4 protein-coding genes are annotated in these 21,859 nt (G+C 59.0%); all 4 read left to right on the top strand.

The annotated features are described in order from the left end of the window. Window positions 1-494: 494 nt before the first annotated feature. The 4 genes from G5574_RS06400 to G5574_RS06385 all read left to right on the top strand — a co-directional run bounded on the left by G5574_RS06400 (window position 495) and on the right by G5574_RS06385 (window position 21,343). Complete coding sequence (locus G5574_RS06400) at window positions 495-16,154, top strand: Ig-like domain-containing protein (RefSeq protein ID WP_164482311.1); 15,660 nt, start codon at window positions 495-497, stop codon at window positions 16,152-16,154. Window positions 16,155-16,656: 502 nt separating this feature from the next. Next, window positions 16,657-18,012, top strand: coding sequence for a TolC family outer membrane protein (locus tag G5574_RS06395; RefSeq protein WP_039338185.1), 1,356 nt, complete (start codon window positions 16,657-16,659; stop codon window positions 18,010-18,012). Between the two features lie 26 nt (window positions 18,013-18,038). Then, on the top strand, window positions 18,039-20,177 hold the full coding sequence (locus G5574_RS06390; protein WP_033740601.1) for a type I secretion system permease/ATPase: 2,139 nt from the start codon (window positions 18,039-18,041) through the stop codon (window positions 20,175-20,177). Next, on the top strand, window positions 20,174-21,343 hold the full coding sequence (locus tag G5574_RS06385) for a beta-barrel domain-containing protein (protein ID WP_033740600.1): 1,170 nt from the start codon (window positions 20,174-20,176) through the stop codon (window positions 21,341-21,343). Before G5574_RS06390 ends, G5574_RS06385 begins: the two co-directional genes overlap by 4 nt. Window positions 21,344-21,859 lie beyond the last annotated feature (516 nt).

The following is a 21,859-nucleotide window of genomic DNA, read 5'->3' as shown; positions in this document are numbered from 1 at the left end:
GACGTTGTATGACCGTGGTCACATTTTCGCTACGTGTATTGCTTAGTTAAATTTGAGTATGCCTTCAGCCTGTCAAGGCCTAAAAAAAACAGGTTAATCCGTAACTTTGCGCATTTTTTAGAAACATTCAGCAACATATGAAAGCGATGCGCGGCACATTTTTGCCACTTTTTTACTGACAAAACCAAAATTTGGCTAATGTTATCTTGGTTAAATCATAAATAAAACTGCATATTGCGATTGATTTTTGCCCTGACTGTGATGAATATTATTTTCATGATGTTGCCAAAAGTAAGTTCGGATTAATTAAAATTTAAACAATTATTACGCTTCGCTTAGATTTTTTGCCATCGCTCTTGATTTTTTTACCTATTGTCGCGCCAGGTTGAAACGTTTTCAGATTCGCAGCAAGTAAAACGTGGAAAAGTTACCCATAAATTATTTTTATGGTTTTCATTTCAGTTAATTAGCTTCTCTGGTGGAGTAAGGTCAAGATGGCAGAAATCACTCAAACTCGGGTGGATATCATTTCCCGTGCAAATGGTACGCTCATTTCACAGGTCGATGGCGTCTCAGCACAAACGATTACCCTCAGTGAACCCAGCGTTGTCCGTATTAACGGCACACGTGAAGTGGTGACGCAATTTCAAAGGCAGGGTGATGACCTTATCGTTCAGATGCGTGACGGCAGCACGGTTCGCTATAAAAACTTCTTTCTGGATGATGCTGCCGGCGATCACAGTGAACTGGTGTTTGACGATGGTGTGAATCCCCCAGAGCATGCGCTTTTCCCCACGGCGGTTGACGCAACAGATTACGCCGCCACAACCATGACGCCCACCTATGAATCTCTCGACAGTGTCGATCCCCTTCTCCTGGCTGATAACAGCAATATTTCTACTGGACTAATGACCGCCAGCGGTGTGGGCCTGCTTGGTCTGGCGGGCGTTGCACTGGGTACCAGTCGGGGCGGAGGAGGTGGTGGTGGTGGTGACAACCCGGCCGCACCGGGAACGCCCGGTGCGCCAACGCTCACCGTCAACCCTTTCGCCGGGGATAACGTGCTGGACAACACCGAGAAGGCGTCAGATCAAACGCTTTCGGGCACCACAACCAATGTGGAGGCAGGCCAGACCGTCACCGTGACGCTGGGCGGACAGACCTACACCACCACGGTAGGAACAGACGGCAGCTGGAGCGTGACGTTGCCGGCGGCGGCGCTGCAGGCGCTGGCGGCGGGCACGGCGACCATCGCGGTCACGGTGAGCAACGCGGCGGGCACCGCAGCCACGACTACCGAAACCATCACCGTGGAGGCGCCGGTGACCTCGCCGGGCGATCCGACGGTAACCCTTGCGCCCTTTGCCGGGGACAACATTCTGGACAACGCGGAGAAGGCCACGGATCAGACCGTTTCGGGCATCACCGCCAACGTCGAGCCGGGCCAGACCGTGACCGTGACGCTGGGCGGACAGACCTACACCGCCACGGTGGGCCAGGACGGCCGCTGGAGCGTGACGGTGCCGGCGGCGGCGCTGCAGGCGCTGGCGGCAGGCACAACGACCATCGAGGCGACGGTGAGCAACGCGGCGGGCACCGCAGCCACCCAGACCCAGGCCATCACCGTGGAAGCGCCGGTGACCTCGCCGGGCGATCCGACGGTGACCCTCGCGCCCTTTGCCGGGGACAACATTCTGGACAACGCGGAGAAGGCCACGGATCAGACCGTCTCGGGCATCACCGCCAACGTGGAGCCGGGCCAGACCGTGACCGTGACCCTGGGCGGACAGACCTACACCGCCACGGTGGGCCAGGACGGCCGCTGGAGCGTGACGGTGCCGGCGGCGGCGCTGCAGGCGCTGGCGGCGGGCACGGCGACCATCGAGGCGACGGTGAGCAACGCGGCGGGCACCGCGACCACCCAGACCCAGGCCATCACCGTGGAAGCGCCGGTGACCTCGCCGGGCGATCCGACGGTGACCCTCGCGCCCTTTGCCGGGGACAACATTCTGGACAACGCGGAGAAGGCCACGGATCAGACCGTTTCGGGCATCACCGCCAACGTGGAGCCGGGCCAGACCGTGACCGTGACGCTGGGCGGACAGACCTACACCGCCACGGTGGGCCAGGACGGCCGCTGGAGCGTGACGGTGCCGGCGGCGGCGCTGCAGGCGCTGGCGGCGGGCACGGCGACCATCGAGGCGACGGTGAGCAACGCGGCGGGCACCGCAGCCACCCAGACCCAGGCCATCACCGTGGAAGCGCCGGTGACCTCGCCGGGCGATCCGACGGTGACCCTCGCGCCCTTTGCCGGGGACAACATTCTGGACAACGCGGAGAAGGCCACGGATCAGACCGTTTCGGGCATCACCGCCAACGTGGAGCCGGGCCAGACCGTGACCGTGACGCTGGGCGGACAGACCTACACCGCCACGGTGGGCCAGGACGGCAGCTGGAGCGTGACGGTGCCGGCGGCGGCGCTGCAGGCGCTGGCGGCAGGCACAACGACCATTGAGGCGACGGTGAGCAACGCGGCGGGCACCGCAGCTACCCAGACCCAGGCCATCACCGTGGAAGCGCCGGTGACCTCGCCGGGCGATCCGACGGTGACCCTCGCGCCCTTTGCCGGGGACAACATTCTGGACAACGCGGAGAAGGCCACGGATCAGACCGTCTCGGGCATCACCGCCAACGTGGAGCCGGGCCAGACCGTGACCGTGACGCTGGGCGGACAGACCTACACCGCCACGGTGGGCCAGGACGGCAGCTGGAGCGTGACGGTGCCGGCGGCGGCGCTGCAGGCGCTGGCGGCAGGCACAACGACCATTGAGGCGACGGTGAGCAACGCGGCGGGCACCGCAGCCACCCAGACCCAGGCCATCACCGTGGAAGCGCCGGTGACCTCGCCGGGCGATCCGACGGTGACCCTCGCGCCCTTTGCCGGGGACAACATTCTGGACAACGCGGAGAAGGCCACGGATCAGACCGTCTCGGGCATCACCGCCAACGTCGAGCCGGGCCAGACCGTGACCGTGACCCTGGGCGGACAGACCTACACCGCCACGGTGGGCCAGGACGGCAGCTGGAGCGTGACGGTGCCGGCGGCGGCGCTGCAGGCGCTGGCGGCAGGCACAACGACCATTGAGGCGACGGTGAGCAACGCGGCGGGCACCGCAGCCACCCAGACCCAGGCCATCACCGTGGAAGCGCCGGTGACCTCGCCGGGCGATCCGACGGTGACCCTCGCGCCCTTTGCCGGGGACAACATTCTGGACAACGCGGAGAAGGCCACGGATCAGACCGTCTCGGGCATCACCGCCAACGTGGAGCCGGGCCAGACCGTGACCGTGACGCTGGGCGGACAGACCTACACCGCCACGGTGGGCCAGGACGGCAGCTGGAGCGTGACGGTGCCGGCGGCGGCGCTGCAGGCGCTGGCGGCGGGCACAACGACCATTGAGGCGACGGTGAGCAACGCGGCGGGCACCGCGGCCACCCAGACCCAGGCCATCACCGTGGAAGCGCCGGTGACCTCGCCGGGCGATCCGACGGTGACCCTTGCGCCCTTTGCCGGGGACAACGTACTGGATAACGACGAAAAAACGTCGGATCAGCTCATTTCAGGCGTTACCAGCAACGTGGAGCCGGGCCAGACCGTGACCGTGACCCTGGGCGGGCAGACCTACACCGCCACGGTGGGCCAGGACGGCAGCTGGAGCGTGACGGTGCCGGCGGCGGCGCTGCAGGCGCTGGCGGCGGGCACAACGACCATTGAGGCGACGGTGAGCAACGCGGCGGGCACCGCGGCCACGACTGCCGAAACCATCACCGTGGAGGCACCGGCAACACAGCCCGGCGATCCGACGGTGGCTCTTGCGCCGTTTGCCGGGGACAACGTACTGGATAACGACGAAAAAACGACGGATCAGCTCATTTCAGGCGTTACCAGCAACGTGGAGCCGGGCCAGACCGTGACCGTGACGCTGGGCGGGCAGACCTACACCGCCACGGTGGGCCAGGACGGCAGCTGGAGCGTGACGGTGCCGGCGGCGGCGCTGCAGGCGCTGGCGGCGGGCACAACGACCATTGAGGCGACGGTGAGCAACGCGGCGGGCACCGCGGCCACGACTGCCGAAACCATCACCGTGGAGGCACCGGCAACACAGCCCGGCGATCCGACGGTGGCTCTTGCGCCGTTTGCCGGGGACAACGTACTGGATAACGACGAAAAAACGACGGATCAGCTCATTTCAGGCGTTACCAGCAACGTGGAACCGGGCCAGACCGTGACCGTGACGCTGGGCGGGCAGACCTACACCGCCACGGTGGGCCAGGACGGCAGCTGGAGCGTGACGGTGCCGGCGGCGGCGCTGCAGGCGCTGGCGGCGGGCACAACGACCATTGAGGCGACGGTGAGCAACGCGGCGGGCACCGCGGCCACGACTGCCGAAACCATCACCGTGGAGGCACCGGCAACACAGCCCGGCGATCCGACGTTGACCGTCGATCCTTTCGCCGGGGACAACGTGCTGGATAATGCAGAAAAAGCAACGGATCAGATTCTGTCCGGCACCACCGTCAACGTGGAGCCGGGCCAGACTGTGACCGTGACCCTGGGCGGGCAGACCTATACCACCACGGTGGGCCAGGACGGCGGCTGGAGCGTGACGGTGCCGTCGGCAGCGCTGGGCGCATTAGCGGCGGGCACGACGACAATTGCCGTCAGCGTGGCTAACAATGCCGGAGACATCGCGACGGGCAACCAGGACATTATCGTTGAACCCGCAGCGGGGACGCCAGGATCGCTGACGATTACCCAACCGCTGGGCGGAGATGGTTTTATTAATGCGCTGGAAGCCAGCCAGGGCGTTATCGTTAAGGGTGCGTTCCTTGGTGGGACACCGGGTCAGCAGATTGCGGTTAACTTTAACGGTGTCAATTACAACGGTACCGTAGATGGCGACGGATTATGGTCGGTCACGATGCCTGCAGCCGCTTTTGACGGCGTAGCAGACGGGCTGAAATCGATTACCGTCAGCACCGTGGATGCTAACGGTAACCTCGTGACCGGCACAGCTGACGTGATCCTGCAGGCCACAACATTGCCTGCTGTTAACCTCGACAGCGGCGCGATCAGCGATGGTGTCCTTAATAATCTGGACGCCGCCAGCGATCAGGTACTGAGCGGGAATACCGGCATTACCGGTGACGGACAACAGGTACAGATTCAACTCGGCGGCAACACTTACAACGTTCCGGTTAATACGGACGGCAGCTGGAGTACGACGATTCCTGCCACCGATCTGTCTGCCTTACCGCAGGGGAATAACCCACTGGTTGTCAGTGTGGTTGATCAGGCTGGCAACGTGGTTACCCAGACAAATAACCTCACGGTGGATACCCAGTCACCTGTTCTGGGCGTTGATCCCGTGGGCGGCGATAACACGCTAAGCGTCAGCGATCTGACACAGCCACTGATCCTGAATGGTAGCGGCCAGAATGGCGATCAGGTCACACTCTCGCTCAACGGCAGATTTTACCGGACGCTGGTGGCCTCCAATGGCCGCTGGTCTTTGAGAGTTGACCAGTCTGATCTCGCTGCATTACCGTCAGGCAGCAATCCGTTTACGGTCACGGTGACGAATGCCAATGGCAGCCAGACGACGTTCACCAGCGATCTGAATGTCGCGACGGCACCAGAAGTCCAGCCTACCATTACGGTTAATTCGGGTAGTTTTGCTGGCGATGGCATTCTGGATGGTGCCGAACAGCAGCAGCCACAAACCCTTACCGGCACCACAACCAATGTTGAGGCGGGACAACAGGTTAGCGTTACCCTGAATGGCGTGACCTACACGGGGACAGTAGAGCCCAACGGTAACTGGCAAATCACGCTGCCGTCCACCGCATTGTCCGGCTTGCCGAATGGTGCGCAGTCGCTGACCGTTGAGGTCGTAAACGCCGTCGGGAACACCAGCAGTGCGGAGCTGGCCTTTACGGTGGACAATACGGGCAGCAGCGTTGCGCTGTCGCCTGTAGGGACAAATAACTACCTCAATGTTGAGGATGTGGCCAGCGATGTCGTGTTGAGTGGCACCACAATCAACATTCCTGCGGGCAGTCAGGTGACCGTTAGTGTTAATGGCACCAGCTATACCGGCACGGTCGATGCGCAGGGCAACTGGACGGTGACGCTGCCTGCCGGTTCGCTGGCTGAACTGCCAAACGGTGCTCTGCCGGTCATTACCACTATCACCGATGCCGGTGGTAACACGCTTGCCACCAATACAACGAATATTAACGTCTTTGCTACCGATCTGCCGATCGCAACGGCTGGCGTCGCCTTTGGTGATGGCGTGCTGAATGGCGCTGAAGCCACGGCCAACGGCACGATTACGGGCAACAGCGGTGTGACCGGTGCCGGGCAAGGCGTCGTCGTCAACTTCAATGGGGTTGACTACAACGGCACGGTAGATGGTGCAGGTAACTGGCAAGTGAGCATTCCGTCAGGCATCCTCGCTGCGCTGGATCAGGGAACGGTACCTTATACCGTCACGCTCACCGATATTGCCGGCAACACCAGTACGGCCTCTGGCTCCGTCACGGTGGATACTGTGCCGCCGGTGCTGCAGGTTGCCACGCCTTCTGGCGATGGCGTACTCAACGCCACGGAAATTCAGCAGCCTCTTGTGCTGACCGGCACCAGTGAAAACGGTGCGACCATCGTCGCCTCGTTTAATGGTACAACCGTCACAACAACGGCTAATACAGATGGCACCTGGACGCTGAATGTACCGGATGCTGCGTTGAGTGGATTGTCTGACGGTAGCTATACCTTAACGGTGACGGCGACAGACAGTGCCGGTAACGTCTCTACCAATACCAGTAACCTGACGGTAAAAGCGGATGCGGCTTCGCTGCCAACGTTAACCCTGAATCCCTTCGCAGGCGATAATGTCGTCGATGGCGCAGAGCGTCAGGTCAGTCAGGTGCTGTCCGGCACCACCACGAATGTCGAGCAGGGTCAGACCGTCACCCTCACTGTAGGCAGCGATGTTTTCAGCGGCACAGTATTGGGGGATGGCACCTGGCAACTGACTGTTCCGGCAGAGATCCTCGCTTCGCTGGCTGACGGCAGCGCCAGTTACACCGTGGCCGTCAGTGATGCCGCAGGCAATACCGCCACTGGCAGTCTGGATCTGACGCTCAACAGCAATGCCTCAGGCATCGCGCTGGCTCCCCTGAGTGACGATAACTATCTGAATGCCGGTGAGGCAACCGACCCGCTGATTGTTAGCGGAACCACGGTCAATGTCGCGCCCGACAGCACGGTTACGCTGGTGTTCAATGGTGTCACGTATACCGGCACGGTTTCAGCCACCGGAACCTGGAACATTGTGATCCCACCTGCCGATCTGGCAAGCCTGACGGATGGGCCGACCACGTTGACCGTATCGGCTACGGATACCACGGGGGCCGTACTCAGCAGCTCAGGCACGCTGAACGTGGCCATTAACAATGTACCCAACCCTGTCGTTATTAATGCTTTTGATGGCGGCGTGATTAATGCAGACGATGTCACCAGTGCGCAGGCGCTGAACGGCACAACTGGCGTGAGTGGCGTTGGGCAAACCGTTAACGTCACCTTTAACGGTAATATCTACAGCGGAACCGTGGACGCAAACGGCAACTGGCGCGTTACGCTGCCTGCTGATGCGCTTACCGCTCTGACTGAGGGCAGCACCGGCTATACGGTGACGGTCACGGATGCGGCCGGTAACAGCCGTTCCGTTGCGGGCACTGTCGAGGTGGATCTCACCCCGCCAGGCCTGACGCTGGATCCGGTGACAGGTGATGATGTTGTCGACCCGACCGAGAGCACCGGACCGATTGTGCTCAGCGGCACCAGTGATGCCGGGGAAGGTCAGGTGGTAACGATCGCCTTAAACAATCAGGTATGGACCACGGCAGTTGACGCCGAAGGCAACTGGAGCTTTACATTGCCCGCTGGCGCACTGGAAGGTATTCCCGCAGGCAGCTATGCACTGGCCGTGACCGTCAGCGATCTGGCCGGAAACAGCGTGACAGAAACCCGCGAGATTACCGTATCAACGAACAGTCTGCCGATCAGTATCGTTACACCTTTCACAGACGGCTATCTGAACCAGATCCAGTCCACGACTGACCAGACACTCAGCGGCACCACCGGCGCTTCTGGCGCAGGTCAGACCGTCACGGTGACCGTGGGTGGAAATGATTACAGCGCGACAGTAGATGCACAGGGTAACTGGTCTCTGACTCTGGGTAGTGATGTCCTTCAGGCACTGACAGAAGGCGTCAATCCCATTGTCGTCAATGTGACTGACGCGGCGGGTAACACGGGCAGCCTGAACAGTAACATCACCGTGGATTTCACACCGCCTGAACTGACTCTGACGCCGGTTACCGGAGATAATCAAATCAATGCAGTGGAGGTGCTGCAGACCATTCCGGTTTCCGGCACGGCATCGCTGGCTGATGAAGGGCAAACGGTTACCGTGACCTTACAAGGCCAGACTTATCAGACGCTGGTGCTTCAGGATGGAAGCTGGCAGGTCAATATTCCTGCCAGCGTCATGCAGGGCTTACCGGATGGCACGTATGCGTTGGATATTACCCTGACAGATGCGGCGGGTAACCAGACCACGCTGACGCAAAATCTGACCCGCGTCGCCGACAGCGCGTCATTGCCCGTGCTGACAGTCGATACCGTCAGCGGCGATAACTTACTGAACCGGGCAGAAGCCGCTGCGGATTTCACCATCAGCGGTGGCAGTACGAACCTGACGGCGGGGCAGGTTGTGACTGTCACCCTGAACGGTCAGAGCTACACCGGTGCCGTTCAGGCAGACGGCAGCTGGAACGTGACCGTTCCTGCGGGTGATGCTGGCGCGCTGCCAGATGGTGCGTTGTCTGTGGTGGTGGTGGCGAGCGATACGGCGGGCAATCCTGCCAGCAGCACTGCCAGCCTCACTGTCATCGCCAGCGAGGCGGCGCAGCCAACGCTTAGCGTAGATGTAGTGGCAGCGGACGACATCATCAACGCAACCGAAGCCGGAACGGCGCTGGAGGTGACGGGCAGCAGCAGGCTACTGGCAGAAGGGACGCCTGTTACGCTGACCGTTAACGGTATTGCGTACCCGACCACCATTGATGCCAACGGCAACTGGCGCGTAACCGTGCCCGCCGATGCCCTTGCTGATCTGCCGTCCGGGACAGAACAGGCCTTTGTGGTGACGGCGAATGATGCTGCAGGCAATCCTGCGGAGGCCAGCCATAATGTCGCCATCGAAACGACCCTGCCATCGCTGGTCGATATTACCCTGAGCGCCGGCACGTCGCTGAATCAGGCCGAATCGCTCCAGGATCTGACGGTCACCGGTAACAGTGCGCCTGGCGCACAGATTAGCGTGACGCTAAATCAAATCAGTTACACCGCTCTGGCCGACGGAAACGGTGCCTGGACGCTGGCCATCCCGGCAGCGGATCTGCAAGCGCTGACTGATGGTGTTCAGACTGTCACCGTGACGGCAACGGACACCAGCGGTAACGTCGCGACCGACAGCAGCACGACGCTGGATGTGGCGATCAGAAACGTACCTGTCCTGACGCTGGACGTCCCGTTTGGCGATGGCCTGTTGAGTCAGGCAGAGGCTGCGGGTGCGTTGACGCTGACGGGCACAGCCACCAATCTGGCCGAAGGCAGCGAAATCACCGTCACAATTGTGGATCAAGCCTTTACCACGACGGTCGCTGCCAACGGTATCTGGACGCTCAATCTGGCACCGGACGCGCTCAGCGGTTTACCCGATGGCGTGACGCAGGTGCAGGTGACGGCCAGTGATGTGGCGGGCAATCCGGCAGAAGCATCCGTCGGCGTTGAGATCTTACTGACGCCACCAGCGACGCCAACGGTTGCGGAAACGCTGTTTGGCGACAACGTCATCAATGCCAGTGAAGCTGCGTCAGTACAGCTGATTAACGGCACCACACCACTGAGCGACGGGCAAACCGTGAACGTGACTGTGGACGGCACACCGCTGACGGTATCCGTTGACGCCCAGGGTAACTGGACAGCCAGCCTGACGCCGGAAGTCATGGCGGGGCTGGCCGATGGCAGCCATACCCTGAGTATCGTGACGACCGATCGGGCAGGCAATACCTCGGTGACCACCACACAGGATTTCACGACGGCAACCGCACCGATTGCCGCGCCTACGCTTGATACGCCGTTTGGCGATGGACGCATTAACGCGGCCGAGGCGCAGGCTGGCGGTAGCCTGAGTGGCGATCTGAATAATGATAACGCCGCCGCCGTGACCGTTACGGTCAACGGGACGATCTATGCGGCTGCCATTAACGGCGACGGCACCTGGTCACTGGATCTGCCCGCGAGCGTCCTGCAAACGCTGCCGGATGGGACCTGGCCGGTGACGATCACCGTCACCGACGTGAATGGCAATACGGCCAGCACCGTTGACAACATCATTGTCGCTGTGCAAACGCTGCCGAATGTGAGTCTCAATCTGCCGTTTGGCGATGGTGCGCTGAATGCCACTGAGGCGACACAGGACCAGACCCTGACCGGTACCACCGGCATCAGTGGCGCGGGGCAAACCGTCACGGTGGTGATCAGCGGCTTCAACAATGACGAACCGCTGAATGCGGTCGTGCAGAATGACGGAAGCTGGTCGCTCACGCTGACCCCGGATCAGATGGCGCAAATTCCTAACGGCAGCCATGTCATTACGGTGAGTGCAGCCGATAGTGCGGGGAACACCGACAACACCACATTAAACGTGGTGACCGCGGTGACCGCGCCCGTGCCGACTTTTGCGGCCACGCAGTTTGGTGGCGACAATGTGCTGAGCATCAGTGAGGCCGCCGCTGGCGTCACGCTGACGGGAACGACGGGCAGCAGCGGCGCAAATCAGGCCGTCAGCATTATCGTGAATCTGGACGGCATCAGCTATCCCGGTACGGTCGATAACGATGGCAACTGGAGCGTGACGATTCCGCCGAATGCGTTAAATTCGTTAGGGAGCGGTCCGTATACCGTCACCGTTAACGTCGTTGATGCTACCGGCAACCCGGGTACTGCCCAGTTTAACTTCACGGCCGATCTGACGACACCGGTGCCAACCGTGGCCCCGCTCGCACGTGACGGTTTTATTAATTCAGCGGATGTCGCGAATGGCTTCACCCTGACCGGTAGCACAGGGGAACCCGGTGAAGGGCAGACGGTTGTGGTCACCTTAGGAGGGACAAGCTTCGGTGCGGTGGTACAGGCAGATGGCAGCTGGACATTAGCCCTGAGCACAGCCGATCTGCAAGATTATACCGACGGAAATTACAGTCTTTCTGTGGTCGCGACGGATGCGGCTGGCAACAGTGCCACCCTTACAGAGACGCTGACCATTGATACTACCGCACCTGTGATCACCACGGTGGCCTTTGCAGGGGATGACGGACTGGATTACGCCGAAAGTGTTCAGCCGCAGGTGCTGAGTGGCGTAGTAACAGGGGCTGAAATCGGGACTTCGTTGACCGTTTCCCTTGCGGGCACGGTGCTGGGCACGGGCATCGTTGGGGAAGACGGAAGCTGGAGCCTCACACTGACGCCTGAACAAATGCGTGACTTTACGCAGCCGACTACCACACTGACGCTGACCGTCAGCGATCAGGCCGGTAACCCGGTGACGCAGGAACTGTCAGTTCCGGTTGATCTGACGCCACCGCCGGGACCGCTGGTCACGCTGGGCACCGTATCGGGTGACAACATCATCAGTACGGTCGATCAGGCAAATGGTGTCGTGCTGAGCGGAACATCGCAAAACCTGGGTGCTACCGGCGAGGTCAGCATTGTCATCAACGGGACCCCTTACGCCACCACGCTGGATGCGAACGGCAACTGGACGACGGGAGCGCTGTCCGTCGCCGATTTCGGCACCACCGACGGGCCGGTCACCATTACGGTCAACGCGACCAATGGTTCGGAAACCGTCACGGCCACTGGCACCGTGCAGTTGGATCTGACACCGCCGTCACTCACTATCAATGACTTTGCGGGTGACAATGTCATTAACGACGGCGAAACTCAGGTACGCCAGACCATCAGCGGTACCTCGGACACCAGTGAGGCGGGCCGCGCAGTAACGGTGACGCTCAACGGCAAAACCTACACCGCCGTCGTGCAGACTGACGGCACCTGGTCAACCAGCGTACCGGCCAGTGATATGCAGGCGCTCGCCGAGGGTCAAACGGTCATCAATGCCCAGCTCAGCGATGCTGCGGGCAACGTGACTTCCGTCGACCGCACCGTGACTGTAGATACGACCGCACCATTGATTCAGACTGACGCCTTCCTGGGCGACAACCTGATTAATGCAGCCGATATCACAACCAGTCAGGTCCTGACCGGTCGCACAACGGGCGCAGAAGAGGGCCAAACCATTTCCCTGTTCGTGGGTGATGGTGCGCCGATCGCTACGGCGGTCATCGGTGCTGACGGTGCCTGGAGCATTGACTTAACGCCTGACGTGCTGGCCAGCCTTAACGATGGTCCGCTGGTCTTTGGTCTTCGTGTCAGCGATGTTGCAGGCAACCAAACCGATGCGACGATCACCGTCAACAAGGTGGTGAACGCGGCGTTAAATCTGGTGGTCGACTCTGTGTTTGGTGACGGCACACTCAGTGCGCTCGATACCACGATTGCACAGACCATTACCGGCACGGCCACATCGGCCGGCGTGGGCGCGACCGTCGCGGTCACGATTGGTGGCACAACGCTGACCAGCGCGGTCGGACAGGATGGCAAATGGGCCATTGTGGTTCCACCGAATGTACTGGGTTTGATCAGTGATGGTCAGCTGGCGCTGGACGTCACCCTGACAGATGCTGCGGGCAACGTCCGTACCGTGGGGGAAACCGTGACGGCCATTGTCGATGCTGTACCCGTTGTGGGAACCCTGACCGGCCTGTTTGGTGGCGACAACTTGCTGAATATTGCCGAAGCGGCCGTCAACCAACAGATTGGCGGTACGATCGAAAATGCGGCGGCGGGATCGCAGGTGACGGTGACGTTAGGCACCCGCACCTACACCACCGCAGTGGGCGCCAATGGAAGCTGGAGTCTGACGCTGCCTGCTGCCGACCTGACGGCGCTGACGGCGGGTAACCAGACACTGGGCGTCAGCGTGGTTGATGCTGTCGGCAACGTGGCCAGCAACAGTACCACCATTGGCATTTTCACCCAGACGCCGACTATCAGTCTGACCTCACTGTTCGGTGATGGTGTGCTTAACCTGGCCGATATTGCGACCAGTCAGACGCTCAGCGGCGTGGTCAACAACGTCGCAGCAGGTTCGACAGTCACGCTTACGGTAGGCGCCTCGCAGATTAACGCAGTGGTGGGAGCGAACGGCACCTTCTCCGCAACGGTGACGCCAGATATCCTCGGCACGCTGGCGCAGGGCAACCTCACCATCGGGGCAACGGTTACCGATGCTGCCGGGAATACGGCCTCGACCAGCGCGGGCATTCGCGTCGATACCGTGGTACCAACCATCACCCTCAATCCGCTGTTTGGGGATACGTTGCTGAATGTAGCTGATGCCCTGGCGGGGCAGACGATTAGCGGCGCGGTAACCGGGGCGGAAGCCGGATCTCGCGTGGTTGTGACGATTGCGGGGCAGCAGCTCGTGACCGTCACCGATGCCAGCGGCAACTTCAGCCTCGGCTTAACGCCGACTTTGCTGAAAGGCTTGTCCGATGGCACGCTCACTGTAGGCGTCAGCGTCACCGATGCCGCAGGCAATACCAGCAGCAGCTCGGCCACGGCGACCGTAGGCATTAACAATCTGCCGAAAGTGACGCTGAACCCGCTGTTTGGCGACGGTGTGCTTAATATTGCCGAGTCGCTCGTGACGCAGACCATTACGGGGACCGCAACCGGCGTGGCGGCGGGCAGCACCGTGCGCCTGGCGATTGGCAACACCACGGCGACGACGGTGGTGAATGCGGACGGCACGTTCTCTGCTTCGTTAAGCCCGGCAGTTCTTTCGACATTGCTTGGCGGCAACTTTACGGTCAGTGCATCGGTAACGGATGCGGTCGGTAACACCACCTCCACCAGCGCAGGCGTGCAGCTGGCCGTGACGCAGCCAACTCTGACGGTCAATACGGTGTTTGGCGACGGTGTCCTGAGCGCCGCAGACCTTTCAACTAATCAGACCATCAGTGGGTCGTCGTCACTGTCAGCGGGCGCAACCGTCAGCGCCACGTTAAACGGCGTGACCTACTCCACCAAAGTGGTGAGCGGCGGTGGGTGGACGATCAGCGTACCGAAGGCCGATCTGCTGAGCATCAGCGATGGTGCGAAAACTGTTGCCGTGACAGGGACCGACCTTAACGGTAATACCGTGTCCGGTTCGGGCAACCTGAGCGTCATCAGTAACAGTGCGCCGGCGTTAACCATTACCTCCCTGTTTGGTGACAACGCGCTGAGCGTCGCAGATGTGAAAACCACGCAGACGATTAGCGGGACGGCCACTAACGCGGAAGGATCGCTGGTGCAGGTCACCATCGGTACCCAGACCTTTACCACGTCGGTAAACAGTAACGGGACCTGGAGCCTGCCGATCTCCGCAACAAACCTGGCGGCGATTGCGGACGGACTCTATACCGTTACCGCCAGCGTCACCAATGGTATCGGCAACAGCGGCAGCGCGTCTGCTTCGCTGGGCGTCGCCAGCCGCAGTACGCCGACCGTTGGGGTGAACAGCTACTTTGGCGGTGATGGTTATCTGAACATCTCTGAATCCAATATTGCTGAAACCATCAGCGGCACCAGCAGTAATGCTGTCGGCGGGAGCGTGACCGTTAACGTGGCAGGTAATATTCTGACCACCACTGTAGGCGCAAACGGCACCTGGAGCGTTAGCGTACCGTCAGCCACACTGAAAGGTATTTCGGACGGCAGCCATTCGGTCGCGGTCACCGTCACGGATATCGGCGGTAACAGCACCACGACGACCAGTGCCTTTACCGCGTTGTCGCACAACCAGCCTGTCGTCGGGGTGGATCCGGTGCTCAGCGTCGTGACCGCACTGTTGACGGGGTTGACGGTGCAGGGCGGATCGCTGAACGCAGCCCAGGGTTCCAGAGTCAGCGTGACGCTACTGCTGGCGAACGGCAGCAACGGGCCAACCATCAATACGACTACCGATGCTCTGGGACGTTACTCGGCTAATTTTGCCTCGTCACTGCTTTCTGTAGGGGGACTCTTGCTGTCAGTGAATACGCTGGCGAAAGTGACCATTACGGATGTGGCCGGTAACAGCTTTACCACCACAAACACGCTGTTGCTGGGGTCATTGTTGCCTGCCACGACCACGCTGTCGGCGGAGTCGTTTGCCACCTTCGCGGTGTCGGACGAAAGTGTTACGGCGGCCAGTCTGGACACGCAGCATCACAGTCAGTCTGGCGAGGAAACGGCACCGGCGCTCCATGCCGTCTCTACACTGACCACGGAAGCCGATACGGTGGTGCCGACCAGCAGTACCGAGTCGGTGAATGTCGCGGAGCAAGCCGTTGTCGTGCCTGAAACCCCCATAACGGAGGAGGCTTACAGTATTGGTGGGGTGGTGATTACGCTGGAAGATGGCAGACAGATTGAAGGGGCGACGGTAAGCGGCAGCAGTGGTGCCGATACCGTGACCGTCAACGATCTGAATTTCAGCCATATTGATGGCGGTGCCGGTACCGATACCCTGGTGCTGGGCGGTGATCACATCACGCTGGATCTGACTGCGCTTGGCCTGAAAGTCGAAAACATTGAAATTCTCGATCTGGGTAAAAGTGGCACCAATTCGGTCAAACTTGATCTGAATGAGGCGCTTACGCTTACAGACAACCAGAGCGATGATTTGATGATTAAAGGCGCAGACGGCAGTCAGGTCACGCTGGTCAATAGCGATGGTGGCGTTTGGGAAATCAGTGGTGAGCGTATGCTGAATGGCCAGGCCTATGAGGTCTACCATAATTCGGCGCTTGCCAATGACAACACGCTGGGTGATGTGCTGGTCCAGCATAACCTGCAGGTCGCCATCGTCTAAACGGTGCGGTTTGATGGTTACAAGCAGAACACAGCGGGTGCGCAAGCACCCGCTTTTTTAATCCGTTTTAACTGACCGTACCGCAGTTAATGCGCCGCATTCGATAGTGCGTGTCGGTCATCCTTCCCCCAGGCGGAGGACTGGCACGGGATAAAGCGGTATATAACGTCACGCTTTGTCCTGACGCCTCGTCCATCAACGGATAGAGTAATTCCTTAACTTTATTAACTGGCAGGTTGTTTACTTATGCTAATGACTTTTTGGGATTGAATTTGGCTAAAAAAACAGCTTTCAGACGAGATATTTGATAAATGGCGATTTTTATCATGAACCTCTCGCCAATTTATACTATTAATATTAACGCGCGCTTAGCGGTAGGCTTTCAAAAACATAAATTAAATTAACAATAAAGTGCGTGTTCTGCTGTCGCATTGCTGTTTTTTACGCCCCAAATCACCAGGTAATCCTCTAACGATGATAAACAGCCCTGTTGGTATGAAGAATGAAGAACGCGCGTCTGGTCCTGATCTGTTGTGCCTTAAATGGCATGGTACTCCCTGCAGCCCTGGCTGCGCCTTTACCCGAAGCCGAATTTAACTGGCGTGCCGCGCCCAGTGAAGAACAGGTGGCAACCTTAACCCTGCGTGAGGCGATTCTACGCGCGTTTGCCCGCAATCCGAAGATTTCGGAAGCGGCCGCTCAGATTTACGTAGGGGAAGGGGATCTCAGTGCGGCCCAGAGCGCCTGGTATCCCCAGATATCGCTTCAGGGCGCAGCGGGGCGCTCACATCAGACGGATTCCTCCGGCAGTCTGAACAACAACGGCTCTGGCGGCATTATGCTCAGTCAGCTCCTGTACGATTTTGGCCGCACGAACGGCGCCATCGATGAACAGCATGCCCTTTCAGAGGCATATCGCTTTGGCCTGTTCGATGCCATGACGCAGGCCGCGAAAGATACGTTACAGGCCTATCTTGAGGTCAAACGCTATCAGTCACTTGCCATAACGGCCCAGACAAACATCGCGTCGCTTGAGCACGTTCGCGAAATTGCCAAAATGCGGGCGGATGCCGGTCTCAATTCTCAGTCCGATGTATTGCAGGCGGAAACCCGCATTGCTGCGATGCAGGCGACTCGTGAACAGTATCTGGCACAGCTTCGCTCGGCCAAAGCCCAGCTTACGGTCTTGACCGGCGTGGTACCGGCGACGCTGCCTGAACTTCCTCAGGCGCTGCTCAGGCAGCAGGTCACTCTTGATCGTATTGCCTATGAAAACAGCGCCTCGGTGCGCAGCGCGCAGTCTAAGCAGGAAGCCGCGCGTGAGCGGGTAAGGCAGGCCCAGTCTGGCCACTGGCCCAGTATCAAAGTGCAGGCGGGCCGGACGCGTTATGAAAACGATCAACGCTCATACTGGGACGACGAAGTGCAGCTCCAGGTTGAGGCGCCGCTCTATCAGGGCGGGCTGGTCAATGCCAAAACGCAGGCCGCCGAGGGTGAGCGTCTGGCCGCACAGGCGGCGGTGCAGCAAGCCAAACTGGCCATTAATCAAAGCGCCTCCACGGCTTACGCCGATATGATTGGCGCCCAGCAACGCCAGCAGGCGGGGGAAGTGCAACTGGCCAGCGCGGAGCACACGCGCAATGTTTACGCCGATGAATACCGGCTCAGCAAACGTAGCCTGAACGATCTGCTCAGCGTTGAGCAGGATGTCTTTCAGGCCGACAGTTCCCGCATCATCGCCCTCTACGACGGCTGGGATGCCACCGTCCGCTATGCGGCCGCCGTTGACAACCTGCTCGATATCATGGGCATCGACCGCCAGAAAAACAGTGGTGATCTTCTTCCTTCGCTGCAATAGCCAGTCTGCACTAAAAGGCGTGAATAATGAGTGTACAAAACCTGAAGACGGAAAACTGGATTGCCGCGATGTTGCGTGTGGCGGCGCGTTTCGGCAAGCCTGCCGATGGCAAAACGCTGCGTCAGCAGATGCGCTGGTTCGAACATCTCCCTGCTGAACAGCAACTTGAACGGCTTTGCGGTTTGCTCGGCCTGCACCTGACCATGGTGTCCCCCAACAAACTGCGCTGGCGCCAGGACATCACGCCTGTCGTGCTGGTTATGGAAAACCATAGCGTGGCGGTGCTGGAAGGCATTGATGGGGAGGGAAGCGCACGTTACTGGCTCAGCGAAGGCGGTGACGTGATTCGCGAAGGTGAGCTGGCGGGCCTGCTTTCGCGTACACAAGGAGATGTGGGCGTTATTGGCGTTGCCGCTCGTGGGCGGGATGCCCGCATTGATGAGTTTGTTCAGCCCTATGAGCCGCACTGGTTCTGGAAAAACTTTCGGGGCATGGGCCGCCGTATTGCTGAGATTTCCCTGGCATCGATCATCAGTAATGTTCTGGCGCTGGCCGGGATTCTGTTTTCCATGCAGGTCTACGACAGGGTCATTCCTGCGCAGTCCGAAGCTACGTTGTGGGTGCTGTTTGTGGGCGTGCTGATTGCCGCCGCCATTGAATATTTGATTCGTCTGATGCGCACGCAGGTATCCGATCTGATGGGGAAACGCATTGACCTGAAAGTCTCTGCCATGCTGTTTGCCCGGGCGATGAATATTCGTAACGAATCCCGACCTAAATCAACCGGCTCTTTTATCTCCCAACTGCGCGAGATCGATCAGGTGCGCGAGTTACTGACCTCCACGACCGTCGGCGCGGCGGCAGATTTACCTTTTGTCATTCTCTTCCTGTTTATTATGTCGTTTATTGGCGGCTGGCTGGTCCTGATTCCGCTGGCCGCCATTCCCCTCATTATTATCCCAGGCCTGCTGGTACAGTTTCCTATGGCCCGGCTGGCGAAAGCCGGCTTACGTGAAGGGGCACTGCGTAATGCGGTGCTGGTCGAGACCATCGAAGGCATTGAAGACATCAAGGCATTGCAGGCAGAGCCGTATTTTCAACGCCAGTGGGAGCAAACGCATGAGGTCAGTGCGTCAATCGGTAATCAGCAACGCCTGTGGGGGGCCAGACTCACGGGCTGGGCATCGACCGTGCAGCAGCTGACCTATGCGGGCATGCTGGTCTTTGGGGTCTATCTGGTGCTGGACGCACAAATCACGACCGGGACGCTGGTCGCCTGTAGCCTGCTTTCCTCGCGCACCATCGCGCCACTGATGCAACTCACCATGGTCTTTTCCCGCTGGCAGCATGCGAAAACCGCAATGAAAGGGCTGGATGAGCTACTGAAAAAACCACTCGATAAACCTGAGACCGCGACATTGGCCCACTGTCCGACGCTGACCGGGCACTATGAATTGCGCAACGTGCATTACACCTATGATGAAGAGAACGAAAAGAACGTACTTAACGTGCAGCAGTTAACCATCAGGCCCGGTGAAAAAATCGCCATTCTGGGCAAGGTCGGTGCAGGTAAATCCACCCTGCTGAAAATTCTGGCCGGTCAGGCACAGGCCACGCAGGGGAAAGTGCTGGTCGATGGCGTGGATATGGCGCAAATCGACCCCACGGATCTCCGCCGTCAGCTCGGCTGGCTTTCTCATGATTCGCGACTGTTCTTCGGCACGTTACGCCAGAATCTGCTGCTGGGGAATCCACACGCCAGTGAACAGGAGATGCTGCAGGCGCTGCGTATCAGCGGTGCGTTGTCGCTGGTTCAGCAGGATGCGGCCAGCCTGGATCGCATTATTAATGAAGGTGGCCGTGGGCTGTCGGGCGGACAGCGCCAGATGATTATGCTCAGTCGGATGATTCTGCGCCAGCCACAGGTTGTGCTGCTGGATGAACCCACCGCCTCGATGGATGAGCAACTTGAAGATCATGTGATCCGCCAGATGCAGAGCTGGATCAGTGGACGAACGTTAATCCTGGTCACGCACCGTCCCGCACTGTTGAAGATGGTTGATCGTATCGTGGTGATGGAAAACGGCCGCATCATTGCGGATGGGACAAAAGAGCAGATTCTGCGGCGCGCGACCGTGGATGCCGGTCAGGGAGGGGCAGCATGAGCATCGTCATGTTAGACAAAGATTTGGCCAAACATGAGCGACGCACATCCACCATAATCTGGTTGTGCACCGCCGCGCTGGTGCTTTTTCTGATCTGGGCGCATTTCGCCATTCTTGATGAAGTCACGGTCGGCACCGGAAAAGTGACGCCGTCAACCCGTGCGCAGGTAATTGACAGTCTGGACGGCGGCATCGTGAAGCAGCTTAACGTGCATGAGGGCGATATCGTCGAAAAAGGCCAGATTCTGGCCACTCTGGATCCCACCCGTTTTCAGTCTAACTTTGGTGAAGTGCAGGCACGGGTAAGGACGCTGCGCGCTTCGTCTGAGCGACTGAGCGCAGAGCTGTCTGGTACACCGCTCACCTTCAGCGCAGAGACGCTAAAAGAGCCGCAACTGGTGGCGCGTGAGAAGCAGTTGTACGAATCACGTCGCCGTAACCTGACAGAGACGATCAGCAACCTGCAACAGTCTTTACGGCTGGTTCAGGATGAGCTGCGTTTAACGGAACCGCTGGTGGCGAAGGGCGCCGCAGGGCAGGTGGAAGTCATTCGCCTGCGCCGTCAGGTCAGCGATCTGCGCGGTAAAATTGATGAGGCACGTAACGATTATCTGGTCCGTGCCCATGAAGAGCAGGTAAAAAACAATGCGGAACTGGATGCCCAGCTACAGGTTGCCGCAGGCAAAGAAGACCTGCTGACGCGTGCCACGCTCACTTCACCCGTTCGGGGTATCGTGAAGGATATCCAGGTCACCACGGTCGGTGGTGTGCTCGAACCGGGCGGTAAGATGATGGAAATCGTGCCGCTGGAAGATCAACTGCTAATCGAAACCCGTATCAATCCTCGTGATATCGCCTATATTCGGCCCGGCCTGCCAGCCGTGGTGAAAGTGACCGCCTATGACTCTTCCATCTACGGTGACCTGCCGGGCGTGGTGGAAACGGTCTCGCCGGATACCTTGCAGGATGAGGTTAAGCGCGATCAGTTTTATTACCGTGTTTATGTCCGCACACAAAAAGCGGAGCTGACAAACCGGGCCGGACGACGCTTCCCCATTGTGCCGGGCATGGTGGCGAATGTAGAGATCAAGACAGGGCAGAAATCTGTCATGGATTATTTGCTTAAGCCGTTGAATAAGGTTAAAGAATCGATGCGTGAACGTTAATAAGGCGTGGAACCGGACCGGTAACCTAGCTGGTTTCGGTCCGTGATAAAATACAGGGGAAACTTTGTAAGAGGCGCGGGTTAATTTGGCGAGGGCGAAGCGGCATAAGTGACGAATAATTCAGCACTTAGCGGTGCTATTTTCCGCACAGATGACCAGACACTGAACAGCAGGCAAAAAAAGCCGGGCAATATGCCCGGCGCTTAATTAGCATTTAAGAAATCATTCGGGGGTGAATGAAGATAAGAAATAAATGATGATAGCGGGTGTAATTATAGGGATTATGGGAAAGATGTTTTATCATTGAGTGCTTAGGAATATTCCCACTAAAATCATAGGAGTAACTATTATTAAGTAAGGGATTATCAATTTGTGCTTTATTTTTTATCACTCTGTGCGGCTAATTAGTTCCGTAATATTCATATCCTGAAATAAATTTTACAGTTTAAGAAACACTTTCTGAAATTTCGTATCATTTTAGCGATGGATTATTACGCTTGTTGAAATAACAATGGG

The sequence above is a fragment of the Pantoea stewartii genome, assembly GCF_011044475.1.
GTDB classification, from domain to species: Bacteria; Pseudomonadota; Gammaproteobacteria; order Enterobacterales; family Enterobacteriaceae; genus Pantoea; species Pantoea stewartii.
Note: the sequence above shows the minus strand (reverse complement) of the source record. Positions and strands in the feature narration are given on the sequence as shown.

Coding starts and splice junctions, on each gene's coding strand:
- G5574_RS06400 (WP_164482311.1), top strand. CDS start 495: ATGGCAGAAATCACTCAAACTCGGGTGGATATCATTTCCCGTGCAAAT.
- G5574_RS06385 (WP_033740600.1), top strand. CDS start 20,174: ATGAGCATCGTCATGTTAGACAAAGATTTGGCCAAACATGAGCGACGC.
- G5574_RS06395 (WP_039338185.1), top strand. CDS start 16,657: ATGAAGAACGCGCGTCTGGTCCTGATCTGTTGTGCCTTAAATGGCATG.
- G5574_RS06390 (WP_033740601.1), top strand. CDS start 18,039: ATGAGTGTACAAAACCTGAAGACGGAAAACTGGATTGCCGCGATGTTG.